General features: G+C 40.6%; 24 protein-coding genes and 1 pseudogene. 9 read left to right on the top strand and 16 right to left on the bottom strand.

Translation table 11 applies throughout. The features are described 5' to 3' along the window. Positions 1-171: 171 nt before the first annotated feature. Positions 172-780, bottom strand: a complete 609-nt coding sequence (locus tag IQ259_RS04210) for a type I restriction enzyme HsdR N-terminal domain-containing protein (protein WP_193881266.1) — start codon at positions 778-780, stop codon at positions 172-174. Positions 781-1,000: 220 nt separating this feature from the next. On the opposite strand from IQ259_RS04210, the gene IQ259_RS04205 reads away from it, so the two are divergent. Together IQ259_RS04205 and IQ259_RS04200 are read left to right on the top strand one after the other, a co-directional pair. Then, positions 1,001-2,305: a cytochrome P450 gene (locus tag IQ259_RS04205; RefSeq protein ID WP_193881264.1), complete on the top strand. Its 1,305-nt coding sequence runs from the start codon at positions 1,001-1,003 to the stop codon at positions 2,303-2,305. Between the two features lie 8 nt (positions 2,306-2,313). Next, a complete protein-coding gene (locus IQ259_RS04200; RefSeq protein ID WP_193881261.1) occupies positions 2,314-3,021 on the top strand; it encodes a hypothetical protein in 708 nt (235 codons plus the stop codon). Between the two features lie 96 nt (positions 3,022-3,117). Here the strand turns inward: IQ259_RS04200 and IQ259_RS04195 are convergent, their stop codons facing one another. Further along, positions 3,118-4,260, bottom strand: coding sequence for an FAD-binding oxidoreductase (locus tag IQ259_RS04195; RefSeq protein WP_193881258.1), 1,143 nt, complete (start codon positions 4,258-4,260; stop codon positions 3,118-3,120). Positions 4,261-4,362: 102 nt separating this feature from the next. On the opposite strand from IQ259_RS04195, the gene IQ259_RS04190 reads away from it, so the two are divergent. From IQ259_RS04190 to IQ259_RS04180, 3 genes are all read left to right on the top strand, one after another. After that, entirely contained in the window at positions 4,363-4,869 is a 507-nt protein-coding gene (locus IQ259_RS04190) for a GNAT family N-acetyltransferase (protein WP_193881255.1), read from the top strand. A gap of 97 nt (positions 4,870-4,966) precedes the next feature. Then, on the top strand, positions 4,967-5,521 hold the full coding sequence (locus IQ259_RS04185) for a Uma2 family endonuclease (protein WP_193881279.1): 555 nt from the start codon (positions 4,967-4,969) through the stop codon (positions 5,519-5,521). A gap of 316 nt (positions 5,522-5,837) precedes the next feature. Beyond that, complete coding sequence (locus IQ259_RS04180; RefSeq protein WP_193881253.1) at positions 5,838-7,523, top strand: NAD(P)H-quinone oxidoreductase subunit 4; 1,686 nt, start codon at positions 5,838-5,840, stop codon at positions 7,521-7,523. A 485-nt stretch (positions 7,524-8,008) separates the two neighbouring features. Here the strand turns inward: IQ259_RS04180 and IQ259_RS04175 are convergent, their stop codons facing one another. The 3 genes from IQ259_RS04175 to IQ259_RS04165 all read right to left on the bottom strand — a co-directional run bounded on the left by IQ259_RS04175 (position 8,009) and on the right by IQ259_RS04165 (position 10,714). Next, positions 8,009-10,066, bottom strand: coding sequence for a thioredoxin domain-containing protein (locus tag IQ259_RS04175; RefSeq protein ID WP_193881250.1), 2,058 nt, complete (start codon positions 10,064-10,066; stop codon positions 8,009-8,011). Positions 10,067-10,196: 130 nt separating this feature from the next. After that, positions 10,197-10,352, bottom strand: coding sequence for a hypothetical protein (locus IQ259_RS04170; protein ID WP_193881246.1), 156 nt, complete (start codon positions 10,350-10,352; stop codon positions 10,197-10,199). 179 nt (positions 10,353-10,531) lie between these two features. Beyond that, positions 10,532-10,714, bottom strand: coding sequence for a hypothetical protein (locus IQ259_RS04165; RefSeq protein ID WP_193881243.1), 183 nt, complete (start codon positions 10,712-10,714; stop codon positions 10,532-10,534). 50 nt (positions 10,715-10,764) lie between these two features. Between IQ259_RS04165 and clpP the strand changes: the two genes are divergently transcribed. Both clpP and IQ259_RS04155 read left to right on the top strand, forming a co-directional pair. Continuing rightward, positions 10,765-11,370 (top strand): ATP-dependent Clp endopeptidase proteolytic subunit ClpP, encoded by a 606-nt coding sequence (gene clpP / locus IQ259_RS04160; protein ID WP_193881240.1) that lies wholly within the window; start codon positions 10,765-10,767, stop codon positions 11,368-11,370. A gap of 295 nt (positions 11,371-11,665) precedes the next feature. Further along, a complete protein-coding gene (locus IQ259_RS04155) occupies positions 11,666-12,841 on the top strand; it encodes an esterase-like activity of phytase family protein (protein ID WP_193881238.1) in 1,176 nt (391 codons plus the stop codon). A gap of 22 nt (positions 12,842-12,863) precedes the next feature. On the opposite strand, the gene IQ259_RS04150 is transcribed toward IQ259_RS04155, so the two are convergent. Beyond that, positions 12,864-14,744 (bottom strand): ABC transporter ATP-binding protein, encoded by a 1,881-nt coding sequence (locus tag IQ259_RS04150; RefSeq protein WP_193881236.1) that lies wholly within the window; start codon positions 14,742-14,744, stop codon positions 12,864-12,866. A 64-nt stretch (positions 14,745-14,808) separates the two neighbouring features. On the opposite strand from IQ259_RS04150, the gene IQ259_RS04145 reads away from it, so the two are divergent. Further along, on the top strand, positions 14,809-15,330 hold the full coding sequence (locus IQ259_RS04145; RefSeq protein WP_339383950.1) for a GNAT family N-acetyltransferase: 522 nt from the start codon (positions 14,809-14,811) through the stop codon (positions 15,328-15,330). 137 nt (positions 15,331-15,467) lie between these two features. Here the strand turns inward: IQ259_RS04145 and IQ259_RS04140 are convergent, their stop codons facing one another. The 6 genes from IQ259_RS04140 to IQ259_RS04120 all read right to left on the bottom strand — a co-directional run bounded on the left by IQ259_RS04140 (position 15,468) and on the right by IQ259_RS04120 (position 17,145). Further along, positions 15,468-15,803, bottom strand: coding sequence for a type II toxin-antitoxin system PemK/MazF family toxin (locus IQ259_RS04140; RefSeq protein ID WP_193881234.1), 336 nt, complete (start codon positions 15,801-15,803; stop codon positions 15,468-15,470). Continuing rightward, positions 15,790-16,059 (bottom strand): DUF2281 domain-containing protein, encoded by a 270-nt coding sequence (locus IQ259_RS27035; protein ID WP_228014353.1) that lies wholly within the window; start codon positions 16,057-16,059, stop codon positions 15,790-15,792. Before IQ259_RS27035 ends, IQ259_RS04140 begins: the two co-directional genes overlap by 14 nt. A gap of 18 nt (positions 16,060-16,077) precedes the next feature. Next, positions 16,078-16,200 carry a hypothetical protein gene (locus IQ259_RS27495; protein WP_255525235.1) on the bottom strand — a complete coding sequence of 41 codons (123 nt, stop codon included), beginning with the start codon at positions 16,198-16,200 and terminating at the stop codon, positions 16,078-16,080. Positions 16,201-16,222: 22 nt separating this feature from the next. Then, entirely contained in the window at positions 16,223-16,618 is a 396-nt protein-coding gene (locus IQ259_RS04130; RefSeq protein WP_193881232.1) for a type II toxin-antitoxin system VapC family toxin, read from the bottom strand. Next, entirely contained in the window at positions 16,615-16,899 is a 285-nt protein-coding gene (locus IQ259_RS04125) for a hypothetical protein (RefSeq protein ID WP_193881230.1), read from the bottom strand. Before IQ259_RS04125 ends, IQ259_RS04130 begins: the two co-directional genes overlap by 4 nt. Positions 16,900-16,974: 75 nt before the next feature. Continuing rightward, positions 16,975-17,145, bottom strand: coding sequence for a hypothetical protein (locus IQ259_RS04120; RefSeq protein WP_193881228.1), 171 nt, complete (start codon positions 17,143-17,145; stop codon positions 16,975-16,977). Positions 17,146-17,347: 202 nt separating this feature from the next. On the opposite strand from IQ259_RS04120, the gene IQ259_RS04115 reads away from it, so the two are divergent. After that, entirely contained in the window at positions 17,348-17,524 is a 177-nt protein-coding gene (locus IQ259_RS04115) for a hypothetical protein (protein WP_193881226.1), read from the top strand. A gap of 209 nt (positions 17,525-17,733) precedes the next feature. Here IQ259_RS04115 and IQ259_RS04110 read toward each other — a convergent pair. The 4 genes and pseudogenes from IQ259_RS04110 to IQ259_RS04095 form a co-directional block, all read right to left on the bottom strand. Beyond that, positions 17,734-18,120: pseudogene (locus IQ259_RS04110) on the bottom strand (Uma2 family endonuclease); the annotation flags it as partial. 81 nt (positions 18,121-18,201) lie between these two features. Continuing rightward, positions 18,202-19,554, bottom strand: a complete 1,353-nt coding sequence (gene gorA, locus IQ259_RS04105) for a glutathione-disulfide reductase (protein WP_193881224.1) — start codon at positions 19,552-19,554, stop codon at positions 18,202-18,204. Positions 19,555-19,641: 87 nt separating this feature from the next. Then, the gene (locus IQ259_RS04100; RefSeq protein ID WP_193881209.1) at positions 19,642-20,190 is read right to left on the bottom strand and encodes a peroxiredoxin; all 549 of its coding nucleotides are present in this window, start codon (positions 20,188-20,190) and stop codon (positions 19,642-19,644) included. Between the two features lie 420 nt (positions 20,191-20,610). After that, positions 20,611-21,867, bottom strand: coding sequence for an FAD-dependent oxidoreductase (locus IQ259_RS04095; protein ID WP_193881206.1), 1,257 nt, complete (start codon positions 21,865-21,867; stop codon positions 20,611-20,613). Positions 21,868-22,021: the final 154 nt, after the last annotated feature.

Genomic DNA, 22,021 nt, shown 5'->3' with positions numbered 1-22,021 from the left:
CCTTTTAATTGCTGTGCAGTTTCCTTCAACAAATGCTTTAGTGAATCTGTTAATTCCATTGACACCTATGCACATCCAAAATCGAATCATCATTGAATTTACTACAAAAAGGGAAGGGAAAGGTTGCCGTTAGCAACCTTTCCCTTCCCGCCACCGGAATGATTATCATTTTCATAAGTTGTATATTTTATTCTCTGGAAGTCCCTTATTCTCCTTCACTAACTTGTCATTAGCAATCAGGTCTTCCAGGGTGAACTTGATCTGGAGAATATCTGCTAGGGTTTGATTTGCATTGGGTAGCCCCGGAATGTCTTCAAAATAATTGGGGTCTTTGCGCTGATAGTAAGAAATTTGATCGCCATTTGTCCAGACAGCGATCGGCGCACCTGTAGCATTGCAGTAAGAGCGCAGCTGGTCTTTCCCATCCTTGAGCTTTGGCTTTTTTAGCTCTACGAGTATGTAGACCGTGTTAGGACGGTCTTTATCCATAACTACGATGTCTGCCCGTTTCACCTCTCGCCCAAAGTTCACCCCATACTCAACCTGAATGCGACTGAGGGGATAGTGCAAGCGATCGCGCAAAACCTGTAAATATAATTGCCGAATTGCCTCCTCTGGTGTTAGCTTAATCGCTTTTTGGCGCACCAAACACACCGTATAAGGAACATCACCGTTTTTGGTTGCTTTGAGGGTAATCGTCTGCTCTAACTGCTCAATTTCGGCGATCGTAAACTGCGACAGCTTGTAATTTGAGTCTTTGAGGATATCGGCTAACTTCATCAGGGACTATCAATTTGACTTTCAGGGCTTCTTCGTCATAAGAGTTTAGCGCCATTGTCGTCACTGCCTGATAAATTTTTTTTAATTACTGAATAGCGATCGCTTAATTATTCCTGGTGAACACATCACCCTTTTTCTATTTGATCTGTGCGATCGCATTTCCCTAAAAGACTTAGAGTTAATTAAAATTGAAACGTGCGATCGCTAATCTGATAACAAAATGCAACTACCACCCGGAAACTTTGGTTTACCTATCTTAGGCGAAACTCTCTCTTTTCTTGCAGACTTAAACTTTGTCGAAAAGCGCTATCAGCGTTACGGGTCTATTTTTAAAACCCATATGTTAGGTAGACCAACAGTCGCAATGATAGGGCCAAAAGCGGTTGAGTTTGTCCTTTCCAGCCACATGGAAGATTTTTCTTGGCGGGAGGGTTGGCCAGAAAATTTTAAAGTACTGTTGGGTGAATCATTGTTTGTGCAAGATGGTGAAGAACATCGCAGAAATCGCCGCTTGATGATGCCAGCATTACACGGGCCAGCACTGGCAAACTATGTCACCACAATGGACGAAATTACACGGAACTATCTCAAACGATGGGAAACCAAACAAGAGTTTACTTGGTTTGATGAGTTTAAAAAACTCACATTTGATATTGCTAGTCAATTGTTGCTAGGTACAAGTTCTGGCGAGGAAGCTATACGTCTGAGTGGGTTATTTACCAACCTCACCAACGGTTTTTTTGCTCTGAATACTTTGCCTTTACCTTTTACTACCTTTAGCAAAGCGATCGCTGCTCGCAATCAAATTTTAGAACATATTGCTCAGGTTGTGAAAGAACGCCAGCAAAATCCCACCAAAGATGCTTTGAGTTTATTAATCCAAGCTAGAGATGAAGATGGTAACAGCTTAAGTGAAAAAGAAATTATTGCTCAAGCATTGCTGTTACTCTTTGCTGGACATGAAACCACAACTGCAATGTTGACGTGGTTAGTTACAGAATTAGCGCGTCATCCAGAAGTTTTACAACGCGCCAGGGAAGAACAGTTGCAACTCGCTCAAGACGCTTCCATAACCATAGAACAATTGGGGCAAATGCCCTATCTAGAACAAATTTTATCGGAGGTTGAAAGACTACATCCACCAGTTGCAGGGGGATTTCGCGGTGTAATCAAAGAGTTTGAATATGAAGGTTTCTACGTCCCGGCCGGTTGGCAATTATATTATTCAATTTTAACTACCCAAAACCTGCCAGAAATTTACCCTGAACCAGAACGTTTTGACCCTGACCGTTTCAGTCCTCAGCGCCAAGAACACAAAAAGTATCCTTTTAGTTTAATTGGTTTTGGTGGGGGGCCGCGTGTGTGTATTGGTGTAGCATTTGCCAAAATGGAAATGAAGATTGTTGCTGCCCATCTTTTACGCAGCTATGATTGGGAAATCTTACCTAACCAAAGTTTGGCTACAGTACGGATTCCCACAAATCGTCCCAAAGATGGGTTGCGGGTTCGATTTCAGCCTCGGTGAAATTTTATATGACACCTCAAATAAATATCAGTTTGCCTGAAGAAGTTACTCAAAGTTGGCAAAATGTTCAGAATTTTGTCAATCAAAACTTTAACTCTGCTCAACAAGTTGGAGAGTCTTGGCAAAAAACAGCAACAACAACCCTTGAACAAGCTAAATCTTCTATCGGTCAAGGGCTGCAAACGGCTGATCAATTTAAGAATACAACATCAGGAGCAATTGAAACCGCGATCGCCTCCTCAATGAATGATTGGCTAACACAACATCCAGCAATATTGCGTCTGCTTCATGTACTCAATTGGTCAGCAAATCACCCTGTTATTAGTTTAGTCATTCTGCTCTTTAGTTTGGTTATTCTTGGCAGTATTATCAACGCTATTATTCGCTTATTTACAACAGCCAGTTTTTCCATATTGCAAGCACCATTAAAATTATTGTCAGCTTTGATAAAAGTTATCTTTCTTACCTTAGCTAGAGTTGGTAGTTTTACTTTTAATCAAGTTACCAATTATCATCAAATAGATAACACATCTAATAATAAAACTCTTTATCAAGATAAACAGCAAAGATTAGCAGAAATTTCTTGTCGTTTAGAAGCAATTCAACAAGAACAAAAGCAACTTTTAGAAGAAGCAGCCGAAATCATTGCTACAGACATAACGAATCTAGAAATTCAAGAAGTTAGATTAAACAAAAATCAAATCAACAGCATTTAAACATTCTCTATAAAGATTTGCTTAAATACTTAATTAAAAAATCTCCGTGTAACTCTGCGCTCACCTCCGCGCACCTTTGCGTTAAACAAAACCTCATTAAACTTCCGTAAGTCCCATAATAACTTCATCTTCCTTACCAGTTACAAACTTAGCAAAACGTTGTGCTAAAGGCGGAACAAAAACAAGAGGATTGCTAAATCCAGAAAAAATATAAACACCTGCAAATTCTGGGACAGCAGCAATTACAGGTAGACGATTTTTACTAAACGCCACTAAACAATGATGCCAAGTTCCTGGTAAGTTACCCAAAGCTGGTAACACTTGTGCGATACTAGTTCGCAGCCATTTCTCACTTTCTTTTGAGTTTACCTTTGCATAAGGATTTGTGAGGACACGACTAATTTGACCCAAGCGCAAGCTACCATCTAAAAACTGGACTGCACCTACATCTAAGATTGGCGAGACTAATTCATTTCCTAATTCATCCCATAATTCATCAACTTGAGTAGATGCTGTTTCTAATTGAAATCTTTGCAGATTAGCTGGCATTATCAAAGTATGTAAACGCAAATTCACAGGTGGAATTTCAATCATTTCTGTGTGGGTAAAATACACTTTGATGGAAATACCTGCTGATTTGAGTAATTGTCGGCTGAGTCCACCAGTACAAACTACAACGTTAGCGCTGTAATAGTTTCCGGTGTTAGTTTGCACACCACCTTTGAGGACTTGTAAAACTTGACTAATTTGCATTTCACCCCCAGCACGTAAGAAAGCTTGAATGTAAGCTTGTGCTGTTTTGTCTGGATGAATATGGCCATGTTTGACAGTTAAAGCACCTGCGATCGCCTCCCGATTCAAAAGTGGTTCTAACTCACAGGCTTCCTGTACACTGACTAATTGCGGACGTACTGCACAATTTGCATAGACAGCAGATGCGGCTTCTGGGTTACTATCGGCGGAAATCGTCAGCAATAAATCTAATTCTCGCAACTGAATATCAGCATCTAACTCTTGAGACAGAATTTGGTAACGAGCGATCGCTTCCTGGCATAATTGACGAGTTAGTGGTGTTGTACCTGACCAATAAGCTAGTCCACCATAACTATATCGAGTTGCATTCTCTGGTGTGACATGTTGTTCTAATAAAAGTACACTCAAGCCTATTTTGATTAATTCGTAGGCGAGTGTAGCACCTGTAATCCCGCCACCAACAACAATCCAATCGTAAGTTTTCATTCAATATGTTGCTTGTAGACGACTCAAAAGATATTCTCTCGCAAGGATGGGAGGATAGATAGGCTCACGTTCTTTTTGGCAACTTTCAAGGAGAGATATACTTTGCTAAAAATTATTCAAGTTGAAACTGATAAGTATAAACATCATGTAAGTGAATTATTATCAGAATATTTTAACTGGATACACTTGATGTGGAGCAGTGAATATAACATTAGTTTTGATGTTAATCGTTCCTTAGAGGAATGTATGGCTCAACTCCACGAGTTTATGCCACCAGAAGGACGCTTACTTTTAGGAAAATATAAAGGCAAAATAGTTGGTTGCGCTTGTTTGCGTAAAATTGAGGAGGGTGTTGGCGAGGTTAAAAGAATGTATGTCAGACCAAAGTTTCGGACAAAAGGGATAGGTCGGGCTTTATTAGAAAATATTATCTATGAAGCTGCTAATATTGGTTACTCAAAGCTACGCCTAGATACGGCTCCTTTTACCAAGGACGCACAAGCACTCTATCATTCACTCGGTTTTCAAGATATTGAACCATATTTTGAAAAACTTGAAGTTCCCCCAGAATATCGGGCAAACTGGATTTTTATGGAATTGACGCTGTAAGTACATAACATAAGTACCTACGCAAAAATATTTAAACATTTACAGGAAATTGTTAGACTACAATGTAAAGCCAGCAAAGCTAAGAAAAGCGATCGCTATGACTCTAACTACAGCTAAATGGTCGATAGACGAATATCATCGCATGATTGAGGCGGGTATTTTAGAAAACCGATGGGTAGAACTACTAAAAGGGGAAATTATCGAAATGTCACCAGAGGGAGAACCCCACGCATATTTTAGTAGTGAAGCAGGAGAATATTTAATTAAATTAATCGGTGGTCTGGCAATGATTCGTCTAGACAAACCAATTACCTTACCTAATAATTCCGAACCTGAACCTGATATTGCTATTGTCCAACGATTGGGGCGTGAATACTTAACCCATCATCCTTATCCAGAAAATATTTTTTGGTTAATTGAATACGCAAATTCCAGCTTAGAAAAGGACTTAGAAATAAAAAGCAAAATTTATGCTGAAGTTAACATCCCTGAATACTGGGTGGTTAACTTAAAGCAAAGGCAGCTTGTGGTGTTTCGTGAACCCCAAGATGGAGAGTATGCTGTAAAATCTACATTTATAGACGGCACAATTTACCCAATAGCGTTTCCAGATATAGAGATATCAGTCTCCGCAATCATAGCAAAGTACTAAGTGCTGCGGAGAGAATTCTATCGCAACGGTTAGGTAGATAAGGAGACAAACTAAGCAGAAAATCCTGACAATAAAGGACTTTCAAGACTATTACCTCCTGCCTATTAGACATCTCCAGAAATTAATTTTGTGTTACCCGAAACCCTTGTAGAGACGTAGCATTGCTAAGTCTCTACATTCTTTGTCGGAGATGTCTATTGCCTCTTACCTCCTTCGACTTTTGTCTATACCTATCCGCGGTAAAGATTTATGAAGAAAATATAACGAAATTGCATATAATAGTTGCATTCAACTATAAGTATTTTTGCTTACTGCCATGATAGCGGATGGATTTCCTTGGCTAACCGCGATTATTCTACTCCCACTCGTTGCTTCCATGCTCATTCCCGTGCTTCCTGATAAAGAGGGTAAGCTCGTGCGATGGTATGCCTTAGGTGTGGCGATCGCGGACTTTATTTTGATGTGCTATACCTTTTGGAAGCATTACGATGCCAGCAGTACGACTTTTCAACTCGTGGAGAAATATGTTTGGCTACCTCAGTTAGGTGTGAGTTGGGCAGTTTCAGTCGATGGAATCTCCGCGCCACTCGTGCTATTGGCTGGGCTGGTGACAACGCTTTCGATTTTTGCTGCATGGCAAGTCAATTTAAAGCCACGCCTGTTTTATTTCTTGATGTTGGTGCTGTACTCTGCCCAAATCGGTGTGTTTGTCGCCCAAGACTTAATGTTGTTCTTCATTATGTGGGAACTAGAATTAGTTCCTGTATATTTACTTGTCTCCATTTGGGGCGGTCAAAAACGCCGCTACGCCGCTACAAAATTTTTGCTTTACACCGCAGCAGCTTCAATTTTTATTCTCGTAGCAGGGCTGGCAATGGCTCTCTATGGCGATAATACAACCTTTGATATAGTCGAACTTGGTGCTAAAAACTACCCCCTAGCTTTAGAACTGTGGCTATATGCAGGATTGCTAATTGCCTTTGGTGTCAAGTTAGCTATCTTTCCTTTCCATACATGGTTGCCTGATGCCCACGGTGAAGCATCTGCGCCTGTATCCATGATTTTGGCAGGTGTGCTGCTCAAAATGGGCGGATATGGGCTAATTCGCCTCAATTTAGAAATGCTATCTGATGCTCATGTTTACTTTGCCCCCGCGCTGGCAACTCTAGGCGTAATCAATATTATTTATGGTGCGTTGAACTCCTTCGCTCAGACCAACATGAAGCGTCGCCTTGCCTATTCATCCATTTCCCACATGGGTTTTGTGCTGTTAGGAATTGCCTCCTTCACTGACGTAGGAGTAAGTGGTGCAATGCTGCAAATGCTCTCTCATGGTTTGATTGCAGCAGTATTGTTTTTCTTAGCTGGTGTTACCTACGATCGCACTCATACAATGGCCATGGATAACATGGGCGGTATTGGCCAAGTAATGCCCAAAGTGTTTGCCCTATTTACCGCTGGCGCAATGGCATCTCTGGCACTTCCTGGGATGAGTGGCTTTGTCAGCGAACTTCAGGTGTTTGTTGGTGTCACCACCAGCGACATCTACAGTGCGACATTCTGCACCGTGATGGTATTCTTAGCTGCCGTCGGAGTTATTCTCACACCCATCTATCTACTATCGATGTTGAGACAGGTATTTTACGGTACTGGTGCAGAACTCAACTGTGATATTAACAATGCTGCTTTAGAAAATCAGGAAGATGAGGGAACAGTTTGCTTTGGTACAGACTGTCTCTTACCTAACGAAGCAGTTTATAGTGATGCTAGACCGCGGGAAGTATTTATTGCTGCTTGTTTTTTAGTGTTGATTATTAGCTTTGGTGTGTATCCCAAGTTAGCAACGCAAATGTATGATGTGAAAACTGTTGCTGTCAACAATCAGGTACGCCAATCATATATTCAATTTGCCCAAGCAAAACCCCAAATATTTGCCAAGAGATTATTTTCTCCCCAAATTACCGAGCCTGAAACTGTACCTGTTTTAGGAATCATTAAATAACTTCTTTCATCTTTGAGAAAATGTCTAAAAAGTATTGGGCGAATAGAAAAATTCGGTACTAAACAAGCGAAGTTTCTTTGAGTTCGCCCAACTTATATTTTTTCTGGTTCAAGTTAAGTAGAAAGGTGCAAATAAACCGAACTATGTAACGGAAAGTAAAGTAGCTTGAAAACCTCTTCCCTTCTGCCCTCTGCCTCCTGCCTTGTCATAACGACAATTTTTAACACCGACCTACTTAGTCTTCAGAGAAATCAAGAAAATAAATTATCCAAATGTCTGGACTCAACATAACTTTTCCAGCGCGTCTTTATATAGCAGTAGCCAAGGCAGTTAGGACATCGGCCAATGATAAAACTCATGCACTAAAAGACTTTTAACCCTGTCACCTGCGGTCACTGAGCGGCTGGTGAGCGCAGTCGAACCATGCCGAAGTGTCACCTGTTACCTGTCACCTGTCACCTGCTATACCAATCTCATTCATCCCCTCATGCTCTAGTTTGACTTTGCTGCACTTGCTGTAACATTTGCTCAAAACTTGTTGCAGGTGCAAGACACTTCAAACCTTGACAAACTAAGGCGATGCTTCCTTCTGGTAAGTTAGATACCACTGCAAAGGCCGCCACAGGTAAATATTGAGGAATAAGTGATTTAATTTGCTCAGTGGTACTGCGGATCAAGGTAGAGTTACGATACCAATCCAAAGCTGTGAACAAGCTAGGACAAGCTTGGGGAGCGCTACTCATGACACTTCTAAAAGCCTTTAACCCTTGCTCGGCTAAATCAAGATAATGCAGATTATCGGTGAGCAAGGCTAGACGCACCAGATTTGCGATCGCCACTCCATTAGCTGACGGTGTAGCATTATCTGCATAGCTGCGTTCGCGGACAATTAAATCCCCACTAGCATCGCTAGATGTGTTGAAGTACCCTCCTAATTCTACACTCCAGAGAAATTCGTCGAATTCTTCTTGGATAGCGATCGCTTTTTCCAACCACTGTTTCTGCTCTGGGCAGCAAGCTTGTAAATCTAACAGTGCTTTAATAAAAAAGGCGTAATCTTCGGACTGCGCTAACACCGTTGCTTCACCTTGATAATTGAGTCTGTGGAAACGTCCATCCACAAACTGATGTTCCAAAATAAAGTTAGCTGCTTGTGCTGCTAACTCTAAATACAACGGTTCTTGGAATACTCCACCTGCTCTAGCTAACCCAGAAATCATCAAGCTATTCCAAGCCGCTATCATTTTTGTATCTGTCACCGAGGGAATGCGGCCAGGCCAGTTGTAAGTTTTCGCTTCTTGATTATGACGCGCTGGAGGGAATGTCTTTAATGATTCTGGTGTATCACCATAGCGAGCCGTAAACAGTTTAACTAATGCAGTTTCTAGTTTTGAACTCAATTGTCCTGCATTCCGCCTTTGCAGTACATTCTGCCCTTCAAAATTCCCGCCAGGAGTAACTGTAAACTCTTGTTGTAATTCTGTTAGTTCTTCTGGGGTTAATAGATTTTGCAGTTCGCTGTAACTCCAAACGTAAAAGGCTCCTTCTTCTGGCTCTGCTGCATCAGCGCTAGTGAAGCTATCAGCATCTTGAGCCGCATAAAAGTAACCTTCCGAGGCAGTCATTTCACGCTGTAGCCATTGTACAGTCCCCGCCACAGCCCTAGCAAATGCAGGTTCTTGAATCCCAGCGCTCCATAAATTAGCTAGATACTCTAAAATTTGCCCATTATCATAAAGCATTTTTTCAAAGTGAGGCACTGTCCAAGTGGGATCAACAGTGTAGCGATGAAATCCGCCACCTACATGGTCATAAATCCCACCCAGTGCTAAATCTAGTCCCCGCTGAGTACAAATTTGTTTGCTATCATACCGAGATAGCAAATTAAACCGAGTTCCCCGCAGTGCTAATTCTGCGTAGGGAATCATCGGGAAGCTATTACCGTACTGATTGGAAGTAATGATCCCCGTGCTAGTTTCCCAACCTTTGCGAAGTAATTCATTTTCTTGGACTTCATTGGGATCACCATTTTGCAATACCGCAGAGGTGAGGAGGGAATCTAAAATTACTGCTTTGCGTTGGCGCAAGTCTTCTTTTTCAGTGTCATAATAGCGACGCAGAGCTTGTAGTACTTGTAAAAAACCGGGACGACCATAACGTTGGTCTATAGGAAAGTAAGTCCCAGCGTAAAAAGGAACCAAATCTTCTGGAGAGAGAAAGACATTTAAAGGCCAACCACCTTGACCACTCATCATCTGCAAAGCCTGCATATAGATGCTGTCGATGTCTGGTCTTTCTTCCCTATCTACCTTGATTGGTAGAAAATTGGTATTCATGTAATCAGCGATCGCCGCATCAGAAAAAGCCTCACCTTCCATCACCGTACACCAGTGACAACTGGAGTAACCAATAGAGAGAAATATGGGTTTATTTTGCGCCCTTGCAGTCGCAAGAGCTTCATCACACCAAGGCCACCAATCAATGGGATTTTCAGCGTGTTTACGAAGGTAAAGACTTTTAGCTTCAGCAAGGCGATTAGTCATGATATTTTCATCTGCGGAAAAGTGCCTTCTTTGCCCAGTCTACCTTCTTAGAGTGTTAGTCGAGATACTCACATAAATAAATCAATAAAACTCTACTAAAGACTTATCTCAAAGGTTGCACACAATTTGGCTAGGGAAAAGAGCGCCACAGAAAACTCATGATTGTTGTTGGTGTTTCTGGTGTGGGTGATTTAAGGTTTGCCTGAATTTTGGTATGAGGATTAATTCCTGCTATCAGATGAAGCAAGAAAGTAATGATGGCGGCTTGCACAAGTTTTTCGAGCATGGCAGGTCTCCCTCAGGTGATAGCATTGCAAGTAAAATCCGTTTTTCTAAATACACCCCGTACTCATAAATTTCCGAATTTGACGGGATTTTCTGGACAGGTGCTTGAGAATTAGTAGATAAACGTTGACAAAATACACGTTTATAGTTCTTGTTTTAACAGGCTTTTAACCATGTTAATTAAGGTGGTGTGACAGTTCCATTGTCGGAGCGAGCGATCGCGGCGATGTTTCCTAACTGATCCTCCCTCTGGAAGTGGAGACATATCTCTAGACGCTTCCCCCTATAAAAAGTGCCTGAGTTATGATTTACATCTGCCAGATAGAAGAGAAAATTAGCTGTCTGGCGGATGACGACAGCCATCAGCGGCTGTCATCGATAAAATAGATGTAAATTAGCTACAAACACGCTCCATGATTCCTATCGTTATTGAGCAATCGGGTCGCGGCGAACGCGCCTTTGATATCTACTCACGACTATTGCGTGAGCGGATTATCTTTTTGGGTCAACAGGTTGACAGCAACTTAGCTAACTTAATAGTTGCCCAAATGCTCTTCTTAGATGCAGAAGACCCGGAAAAAGACATCTATATGTACATCAATTCCCCCGGCGGTTCGGTAACTGCTGGTATGGGTATTTTTGACACTATGAAGCACATTCGTCCAGATGTCTGTACCATTTGTACCGGATTAGCAGCAAGTATGGGCGCTTTCCTCCTCAGCGCTGGTGCTAAAGGTAAGCGGATGAGTCTACCCCATTCTCGGATTATGATTCACCAACCTCTAGGCGGCGCTCAAGGACAAGCAACTGACATTGAAATTCAGGCGCGAGAAATTTTGTATCACAAGCGGCGGCTCAACGAATTTCTCGCTGAACACACTGGCCAGCCACTTGAGCGCATTGCAGAAGACACCGAACGCGACTTCTTCATGTCGCCAGAGGAAGCTAGAGAATACGGCTTAATTGACCAAGTGATTGACCGTCACTCTGCTGGTATCCGCCCGATGGCGGTTGTCTAGTCATTGGTCAATTATCATGTGTAATTGACTATAATATTGCTCCCATTAACCCTTTAACTCTTGCCTAAAAGTGATAGTCATCAAGGGGTTAAGGGAGCTTTAAAATCATGTAGATGAATCTACAGGGATGGATTGCGCTTCCAAGTATCCGAAAAATTCTAGGGTGACACGAACGAAAGCTTACCTGTTAGCGGTTAGTGCGATCGCACTTTCTGAGAAATCATCCAACGCTACAACGAAGATGACTGCTATGCTACTCGGAGTGCCAAGGAATTGCTGATCAATTTTTTTCATAATGAATATAGTCAGAAAACTTAGGAAATTTCCCAAAATTTTTTATTTAGGAATCGTTATTTTAATTAGCATAATTTTAATTATCAATTTTTCCAGCAATGCTATAGAAATCAGCAGCATCGACTTCATCGGAGAAGCAACATTACCCAAAGGATTATCTTTTCAAAAAACTGAAATTGGCGGATTATCAGGCATCACCTACGATGCTAAAACAAACTTTTATTATGCGATTTCCGATGACAGAGGACAAAAAGCTCCTGCCCGATTTTATACTTTAAAAATTAACTTGAGTAAGGGTTTTTTAAAAAATGATGGTGTTGTACCTGTTGGTGTGACCATGCTATTAAATAAAGATGGTCAAAACTTTCCTCCTAGAGCAACTGATACCGAAGGTATTGCTTTAACTAATAAAGATACTGTCTTCATTTCTTCGGAAGGTGATGTTGACAGATTGATTAATCCTTTTATTCAAGAGTTTACTTTATCTTCTGGTAGGACAATTACAACACTACCCATACCTAAAAAATTCTTGCCAAACAAAAGTGGTAAAATTGGTGTCCGCAACAATTTGGCCTTTGAGAGCCTCACAATTACACCCAATCACCAGCATTTATTTACAGCAACTGAAAATTCCCTTATCCAAGATGGGTCAGTTGCTAAACCTAATGTCGGTACTCCTTGCCGAATTTTGCAATATAATCTGCTCTCCCAACAACCAGGAGCAGAATTTTTGTACCAAACTGAACCAGTTGAGCCATTATTCGATATAACTGGAAAATTTGCTAGTGGATTACCAGATTTATTAGCCTTAGATAATCAAGGACACCTGCTAAGTGTAGAAAGGTCTTTTACTGGTTTAGGATTTGCTATTTTTCTATTTCAAGTTTCTTTAGCAGATGCTGATGATCTTCAAAATATCGACAGCCTTTTGACAAATTCTAAAAATATTCGACCAGTTACGAAAAAACTTTTGTTAGATTTACGTAACCTAGACGTAGCTCTAGATAATATTGAAGGGTTAACACTTGGCCCTTGGTTACCTAATGGACAGCGCTCATTAATTCTTATTAGCGATAATAATTTTAATTCCCTACAGCGGACTCAATTTCTAGCTTTTCAAGTTAAAATTGAGCCACCTATTATCAGGTGGTTCCGCCGGATTATCAATTTTTCCTAATTTTTTCTAATAATCAAGAAACTTAAGTTCCTAACATTTGTAAGTTATGTAAGGTTGCATACATACCACCTTGTTGCAATAGTTCTTCATGGCTACCTTGTTCGATTAATTCTCCTCGCTTGAGAACAAATATGCGATCTACGTTGCGAATTGTGGATAGTCGGTGAGCAATAATAATGGCAGTACGTCTTGTCAATAGTTGATTTAGTGCCTGCTGAACTAAAGCTTCTGTATTTACATCTAAACTAGCAGTAGCTTCATCTAATACAAGAATTTGTGGGTTACGAATAGCAGCGCGAGCAAAAGCTAAAAGTTGTTTTTGACCGCTAGAAATATTTGTGCCACGTTCTCGCAATTGAGTATTGTAGCCTTGGGGCAATTCTGCAATAAACTGAGCAATATTTGTATTTTCTGCTGCTAACTCTATTTCCTCAAAGGTGTACCTGTCTCCTAGGGTGATATTACTTTTAACATCGCCAGCAAACAAAAAACCTTCCTGTAAAATGACAGCCATGTAGCGGCGCAAATCTGCCTGTGGGACTTCTCGAATATCAACGCCATCAATTAAAATTCGCCCTTGGGTGGGTTCATAGAGGCGACACAACAGCCGAATAATGGAACTTTTACCTGCGCCTGTAGGGCCGACTAATGCTACTTTTTCACCAGGACGAATCACAAAGTCCAAATCTTTAATGACAAAATCATCGTCTTTGTAAGCAAACCAGACGTGTTCAAAGCAAATTTCGCCCAATTCTGGTGTGGAGTTGAAACTTTGTGATTCCATCTCAGCAATGATTTCGTCTATGTAGCCGAAGCTATGATCAAAAACTGAGAAGCGTTGATTGTTGCGATCTCGGATTTCTATTGGTTCATCTAAAATATCGGTAATCCGTTCAATGGCGGTAAACCCAGCTTGAATAACGGTAAATTTTTCGGCAAAATCTCGCAATGGGTCAAATAATCGTTGAGCATACAAGATAAATGCAGACAATATCCAAAATGTCAAGTCTTGACCCAAGAGCAACCAACCACCCATCCACAATACACCAGCGATCGCTACTAGGCCAATCCATTCTAAAGTGGCTGACACCGCAGAATCATAAAATATGGTTTGATCCATTTGGTCTATGTAGCGGTTGTTGACGATGCGAAATAACTCTGCATTAATTTTTTCTCGTCTAAACAACTGCACTACATTAATCCCAACAATATTTTCTTGGAGTTGGGAATTTAACAACGATAATTCTTCCCGCGCTTTGTAATTAGCTTTGCGGTACTGTTGTTGGAAATAAATAATTAACAAAGTAATCGGTAGCAATATTAACAGCAGCAAACAAGCAAGTTGCCACTGAATGGAAAACATAATCCCGATAATCACCACCATAGAAAATATATCTGAGATTATGCCAATTGCCCCAGTAGAAAATACATCCCCCAGAATTTCCACATCGCTGGTGAGTCTGGTAATTAATTTACCTACAGGTGTGCGGTCAAAAAAGCGAACTGCTAAAGATGTGACATGCTTAAATAAGTCTTGGCGAATTGCGGCTGTAATATTTTGTCCTAATTTCTGTAGCAGATAACCCTGAACACTAGTAAATAGCATTCGGGTAACAATCGCTACTAGTAATAATCCCACCAGGATATTTAGCCCTTGCCACAAAGGGCGATTTCTGAGAAGCTCATAAGTGCCTGGTTCGTTGCGGATTAAAGAGATAGCCTGTCCAATCAGTAATGGTTGTATGGCATTAGCGAGAGCGATTGGTACAAGCAATAACATTGCCACAATCAGCAATTTGACATAACGACGGGCATAGGGAAGTAAACGCAAAAATAACCGCCAGTCGTTGCTACGCCAACTGTCTCTTCTGTAAAATTTTTTCAGGGATTGGTAGATGCTCATAATAGGAGCATTATATTAATTTTGCACTGGGAAAACACGCTTATTTAATGTAGCATTCACACCTGTGTCTAATGACATGCCGGAAATAGAAACCCCAAGACTGCGATTGAGACACTTCATCACAGAGGACTTTGATGATCTGTTTCGTCTCTATACTGATGCAGAGGTAATGAAATATCTCTCGCCAAGAAACCAGGAACAGACACAAGCCAGCTTACACAAACATATTCAGCATTGGCAACAATATAATTTCGGGATGTGGGCAGTAATTCACAAAGATAGCGGTAGAATGATTGGCCGTTGTGGATTAGGTTTTTTGGACAATACCCCAGAAGTTGAACTTGGTTACGTGTTTGACAAATCTTATTGGAGGATGGGAGTTGGCACAGAAGCCGCCACCGCTACTATAAAGTATGGGTTTGAACAAGTCAGACTAAATCGCATAGTAGCGATCGCTCATCCCAAAAATATCGCTTCAGTACGTGTAATTCAAAAAGTTGGCATGAAATATGAAAAAAATGCCCGTTTTTATAACGTCGATGTGGTGTACTACGCCATTAACCGAGAAGCATGGCATCCTAATTAATAGCTATGTTTTTACTCATGTTTTATATCGATTTGTTGTTTGAGAATAAATGTAATCAGCAACAGCGATCGCCAAAATAGTAACTGCGAATGCTGAAATCATAAAATGGCTTATTATTTTGATTGTAAAGTTCAATATTATTGAACTAGATATTTACTCAGATTATGTAATAGTTTGTTATGTCTTTCTGTCGAAATTATGCCAATTGATCCAATTATATTGTTACGAGCAATGACAGCTAAAAAACTTAATCTAATAACAGATTGACTAACTAAACCACTGGATTGGAAATCATCATCATTAGGTGAAATGATTTCATCAAAATTAGGGATATATTGTTTTAATTGTGTACTAATTCCACATACCAAAAAGTCTTGATATTTTGGCATTTCTCTCAAAATCAGCGTAGGGCGATTTTTTATTTCTCCATTTGCTTGAGGAATAGGAGTTAGTATGATGTTACTTTCTTTCATAATTAGGGTTATATTCTTTAATTGATTCTATGGCATATTCTGGTTCATCTTCTACATAACATTGATTTAAGTTTTTTAAAGAGAAAGATTGCCAATTTGCTGTTTCTTCTGTATCGGATTCTAAAACAGTTACATCTTCGATTTGTGGAAGTGTTGAAGATTTAGTGCTTAAATATTCGGCATAATGTAAAAGTTCAATTTTCAGGGTATGAGGCAAATTTTCTATAATTTTCCATAGGGCTGTTTCGGTACTCATAATTACTCCTTTTGGAATTTAGCAGGATTGATATTGCTGATTATTTTGATTATAAGTTACAAGATCGGCGATCGCACTATTTTGTAGGAGTGGTGTTTGCAGTGAGGAAGGCGATCGCAAAATCAGCGTGTTGTCTAACATCTTTTGCCAATTACCAATTTTTTCACGGGATAATTTTCTTTACATAAGAATAAGCTAAGATTTTTTCATCTACGCTTACCAAAGGAACATCATATATTCTTGCTGTTGAAACAATAATTCTATCAGCTGGATCTTTATGAAAATCTCCTGGAAGTGAGTAGCAATCAATAGCGATTTGGGGAGTAATTGACAAAAGAACTACTCCCTGTTGTGCCAAAGCAATATTAAACCACTCTTGAAGGGGACAAGGAAGAATTAACTTATTTTGATTCACAATTCTGCTAATTTCTAATAAGCTTATCGAGCAAACACCTAAACCATGAGGTCTTTCGCCATTTATGGATTCTTTGTGCTTATCTGTCAATCTAGAATCATTGTGATTCCACCAAACCCAAATGTGAGTATCAAGAATAATCACAAATTATTCATCTCAAAATTCTGATTTATTTCCCAATCATCAGGAGAAATAGCCGGTTCATTTGGGTCTGCTAAATAAGCATAAGGTTGCATTTCTTGAAGAGGATTAACAGCAAATTTAGCTTGATGTTCAGAAGAAGGAGGGATTTTAGCAAACTTTTCGGTAATAGTTTCTCTCAAAATAGAAGAAACTAGTTCTTCGACGGAAATTTGCTGTAAAGCTGCTGCTTCAATTAGAGATTCTTGAATTTCTTGACTGATGTAAATATGCGTGCCAATCATTTTTAATTTTTGCCACTTTTTTATATAGTATCAAAAATTTTCAATGAGCTTATAAAATAAGCTCGCATCCTCTTTTTACCTGAAACTGGTAGCGATCGCCAAAATAGTAAATGCGTAGGTATAGCCAGCCGCAGCGATCGCTTTGTTACAGTTGCGATTGTTAATTGCGATCGCTACACCTAAAATGTAATTGGCTACATTAATAATGTATCGCCTTGCATTGGCAATGTATTGCTTTGCATTCACAATGTATCGCCTTGCATTGGCAATGTATCGTTTTGCATTAATTCTTTTCAGGAATCGCGGGCGTTGGCGTTGAATCATTCTCATGTTGAGTTTCCGAGATTCTACTTCCTGATAACTGATAACTGATTATGAACGAACAGCGTCAGCAAGCCTATCTCAAACTGATTCGCAGGCGGAATATTTAGCAGCAGTTATTGCTATCTTGAGCCATTTAATTCAGCAATTCCCTTTAGGTGACAAAGCCAGTAATATGGAAATTGCCATTACTGGCTATGAAGTCGCGTTAACTGTTTACACTAGGGAAGCTTTGCCTGTTGGCTGGGCAACGACGCAAAATAACCCTGTTCTGTCACTCTCCGAAAACATTTGCTATTGCTGAATTCTAGAGCTTTTGCATAGCAAACGATTGGCTTCGCCAGTGCCGTAGGCAATCGCACGATTATTTTCTAATCACAAATACAAGACCCATTTTTTTCTAATAGGATAGCTTGTATTGATTGCCTCATAAGACTTCTAGCAATTGCCCTCCCGGAAAGTGACAAAAGCGGGATAAATACACGAAATACTCAGAAATTATACATTGAATGTCTAATCTAACGATACCGAGTCAAAAATCTGCTGCGCGGTCAAGTTAAACTCCGGGAAAGTCGGCGATACGATACAGTCTATTCCTCTAAACGGAGTCATCTGATATTCTTCGTCAATTAACTCGCACACAAAAATAGTAGGTTGTTTGGGATTGCCGATAAATTTGCGATCGCCCAGTGCAGCATAATCTATAATCCAATACTCTGGAATGCCCATACCTTCTCTTTGAGACGCTGCGCGAACATAGTCACGAAGTTTATCGTAGTAATCGTCCTGCCAATTACTTGAAACTACTTCAACTATTAGTTTTACCGAAGTCGCATTTTGAATAACAGATTCTTTTTTCCACCGTGTTTCAGTGGCGATAATTTCTTGATTTAACACAATATATTTGACTGCCGACTTAATCCAAAAATCAAACTGGGTTGGGCAACTGCTTAAAAGTTGCTCAACCCTATAGATTTGTATTTAGCGCATCGTGACGAATTCTTCGGCTGAAGTCGGGTGAATTCCGACTGTGGCATCAAAATCGGCTTTTGTAGCACCCATCTTAACAGCGATCGCTACTCCTTGAATAATCTCGGCGGCACTATTACCAACCATATGCGCCCCTACAACTTTATCAGTATTACCATCAACTATCAGTTTAATCAAAGTTTTTTCATCTTTACCCGCTAGAGTGTAATACATTGGGCGGAAGCGCGATCGATAAATTTTTACCGCATCACCATATTTTTCTCTTGCTTCGGCTTCAGTTAAACCAACTGTTGCAGCTTCTGGTGTGGTGAAGATGGCTGTAGGCACATTTTCATAACTCATGATGCGGGACTTGTTACCAAATACCGTATCTGCCAATGCCCTACCTTCATTAATAGCTACTGGTGTCAAATTAATTTTATCTGTACAATCTCCTAGTGCATAGATATTTTCTTCATGGGTACGACTGTACTCATCCACAATAATTGCCCCATCCTGATGCTGAACTTTGGTATTTTCTAAACCAAGGTTTTGGGTATTGGGTTTGCGACCCACAGCTGCTAAACTCACAGCATCAGCAACTACTGTTTCTTCAGTATCACCACTACTTTTAACTGTGACTTTCACACCTTCATCAGTTTTTTCAATAGCAATTGATTCAATATTGTTGATGATGCGGATGCCGTGGTTAACCATTGCTTGCTGAATTTCTGCACGGATGTCTTCATCGAAGCCACGCAAAATTTTGTCCCCACGAACTACCTGAGTAACTTCACAACCCAACCCTTTTAAAATACAGGCAAATTCGCAACCGATGTAACCTGCGCCTAAAATTACGATGCGTTTGGGTTGTTCTTTTAAGTGGAAAATATCATCGGAGGTGATGGCATGTTCAATTCCCAAAATGTTTGGTCTAACAGGTTTTCCACCAACTGCAATTAGTATTTTGTCTGCGGTTACTTGTCTATCACCAACCATAACAGTATGTGCATCGACAAATTTACCATATCCCTGCAATAACTCAACTTTGGAATTATCCAACATTTTTTGGTAAATTCCATTGAGGCGATTCACTTCATTGTTCACCGCCGTAATCATTTTTTCCCAATCTAAAGTACTCTCGACTGGACTCCAGCCATATCCTTGAGATTCTACAAATGAGTCGGGGAAATGAGAAGCATATACCATCAACTTTTTGGGAACACAGCCACGATTGACACAGGTTCCACCTAGTTTGTCAAACTCGGCAATTCCCACTTTGGCACCATATTCTGCGGCGCGTCTAGCAGTGGCAATGCCTCCAGAACCTGCACCAATCACGAATAAGTCAAAATCGTGCTTCATGTCTCTCCCATGAAAAATTACTAATGCGTAATTCGTAATTCGTAAATTAGCTACGAATTACGAATTATCAATTACGAATTATTGTATTTAGGCAGTCACAGGCTTCTTAGCTTCTTGGAGGTAAGCCAGCATTGTATCTGCATCTGAGACTTCAAAAGGATCTGTAGGACAGTTATCTAAGTAACCTGGCTCAATGAAAATCTTTTCGATTTTGCCGTCATTAACTACCATCGAGTAGCGCCAAGAGCGCATCCCAAAGCCCAGGTTAGACTTATCTACTAACATACCCATTTTGCGGGTAAACTCGCCATTGCCATCAGGAAGCAAAAATACATGGTTTGCGCCTTGTTGCTTACCCCACTGGAACATGACAAAGGCATCATTTACAGATACACAGATTACTTCGTCAATGCCTAAAGCTTTGAATTGATCATATAGTTCTTCATAGCGTGGCAAGTGCGAGGTAGAACAGGTAGGAGTGAAAGCCCCTGGTAAAGAGAAAACTACAACACGTTTGCCACCAAAAATATCTTGAGTGGTGCGGTCTTGCCAACGGTAAGGGTTTGGCCCCTGTACAGATGCGTCATGAACACGGGTTTTAAATACAACGTCGGGAACTCTTTCGATAACAGCCATATTTACCTCTTTAGTAGCAAAATTTTGCTTACGTAAGTCAGAATAATTCTGATTTAAGAAATATGCAATAGTTATAAATACTTAAAAATTGAAAATTTGAGAGAAATAAGAACTACGGTTTTTTATATGCAGTTCCCACTGTAAAACTAATAAGTTATGTACAGCTTATGATGGTGGATTAGGCACAAAGTTAAGTAGCGATCGCTTCAACCGCCACTAAAACATAGCCCAATACAGTTCAGTTGACAGATTTATAGTTGATTGTGTCGGAAAAACCAAGAATTGGGGGAGAATCCCCCAATCCCCCTACAAAAGGGTTGATCTATGATTAGGGTTGAAGTTTCGATTTTTTCTTAAGTGAACCGCCACTAAAACATAGCCAACAGGTTTTAATATGGAAGTCTCTAAGTCTTGCAGCAGTTAAGTTTTAACGTGAACGGGAAACACACCTAAAGCAATCAATCTGGCTGGTAAGTCGCGCAAAATTGGCCAGCGTAACCACGCCGGGGGTTGAAAAGTGCGATTAGAAGTCAGCACTGGGGCAAATACTCGCTTTTGAATAAATGTCTGAAATGCTTGGATGATGCGCGTGGGTAACTCTCGTTGACGTTGCACTTTTGCCAAGTCACTGAGTTCTACGTGTTTGTTTTGCAGAGGTTTGCTGAGGACATTAGCTGCTACGACTGCATCTTGAATCGCGTAATTAATGCCCACTCCCCCAACTGGAGACATGATATGAGCAGCATCGCCAATGAGTAAAAGTCCCGAATGATACCAACGTTTGACGCGGCTAGATTCTACAGAAAGAAAGGCGATTTGTGACCAATCTTGTAAATTATGGACGCGATCGCTTAATTCTGGTACAATTTCAACGACAGATTTTTTTAACTCCTCCAAACCAGATGCACGCAGTTGTTGATAGCCTCCCTTAGGGATAACATAGGCAATTTGCCACTCATCACCACGGTCAAGCATAGCCACGATATGACCGGGAGCAAAACGCCCCATTCCTCCCCCAGTCTCCTCTGGATGGCGGGGTAAGCGAAACCAGAGAATATCCATTGGTGGCGAGGTTTCAATAGATTCAAACCCTCCCATTTGCCTTAAGCGCGAGTGGCGACCATCTGCACCAATTGTCAAAATAGCTCGAATTTCGTGCCATCCACCACCGCCCCGATAACGCACACCTTTAATTACGCCATCTTCCTCAATCAATTCTTGGACATTCGCACCCATGACTAACTGAAAATTGGGATATTTTTGCGCCTCTTGGGTGATGAACTCCAGAAATTTTACCTGAGGCAGCATTGTGATGTAAGGATAGTCCGTTTTCAGGTGACTGAAATCTGCCAAAGTGAAGGTATCTTCTGGAGTTTTCACATTAATTTGGCGCATTTTAGCATGAGGTAATTGCAGCAAGCGATCGCTTAAACCCAATTCCTCCATAATTTGCATGACTGATGGGTGAATTGTGTCTCCTCGAAAGTCGCGGTCAAAGTCTTTGTGCGCTTCTAGCAGCATGACAGGTATACCTTGACGTGCCAATAACAAAGCTAAAACAGCCCCGGCCGGGCCACCACCCACAATGCAACAATCGGTGGTTTGTACGTCTACAATGTCATGGGCAGGGTTAACACTTGAGTCTTGAATAGGATTCGTCGGTAGATGAGTAGTCATCACAATACCTCTTGATAGCCCTAAAATCAAAGGTAGTTTGCTTTTTCGGGTGGCAGCAATTTTTTTAACTTTTTGTAGTCACAGGGAAGATGTATTATGGGCGCTAAACTGTCCTTTTCCAATTTTGACTATAGACTGTTGACTATTGAGAATA

Source organism: Fortiea sp. LEGE XX443 (genome assembly GCF_015206815.1).
Classification (GTDB): domain Bacteria; phylum Cyanobacteriota; class Cyanobacteriia; order Cyanobacteriales; family Nostocaceae; genus Nostoc_B.
Note: the sequence above shows the minus strand (reverse complement) of the source record. Positions and strands in the feature narration are given on the sequence as shown.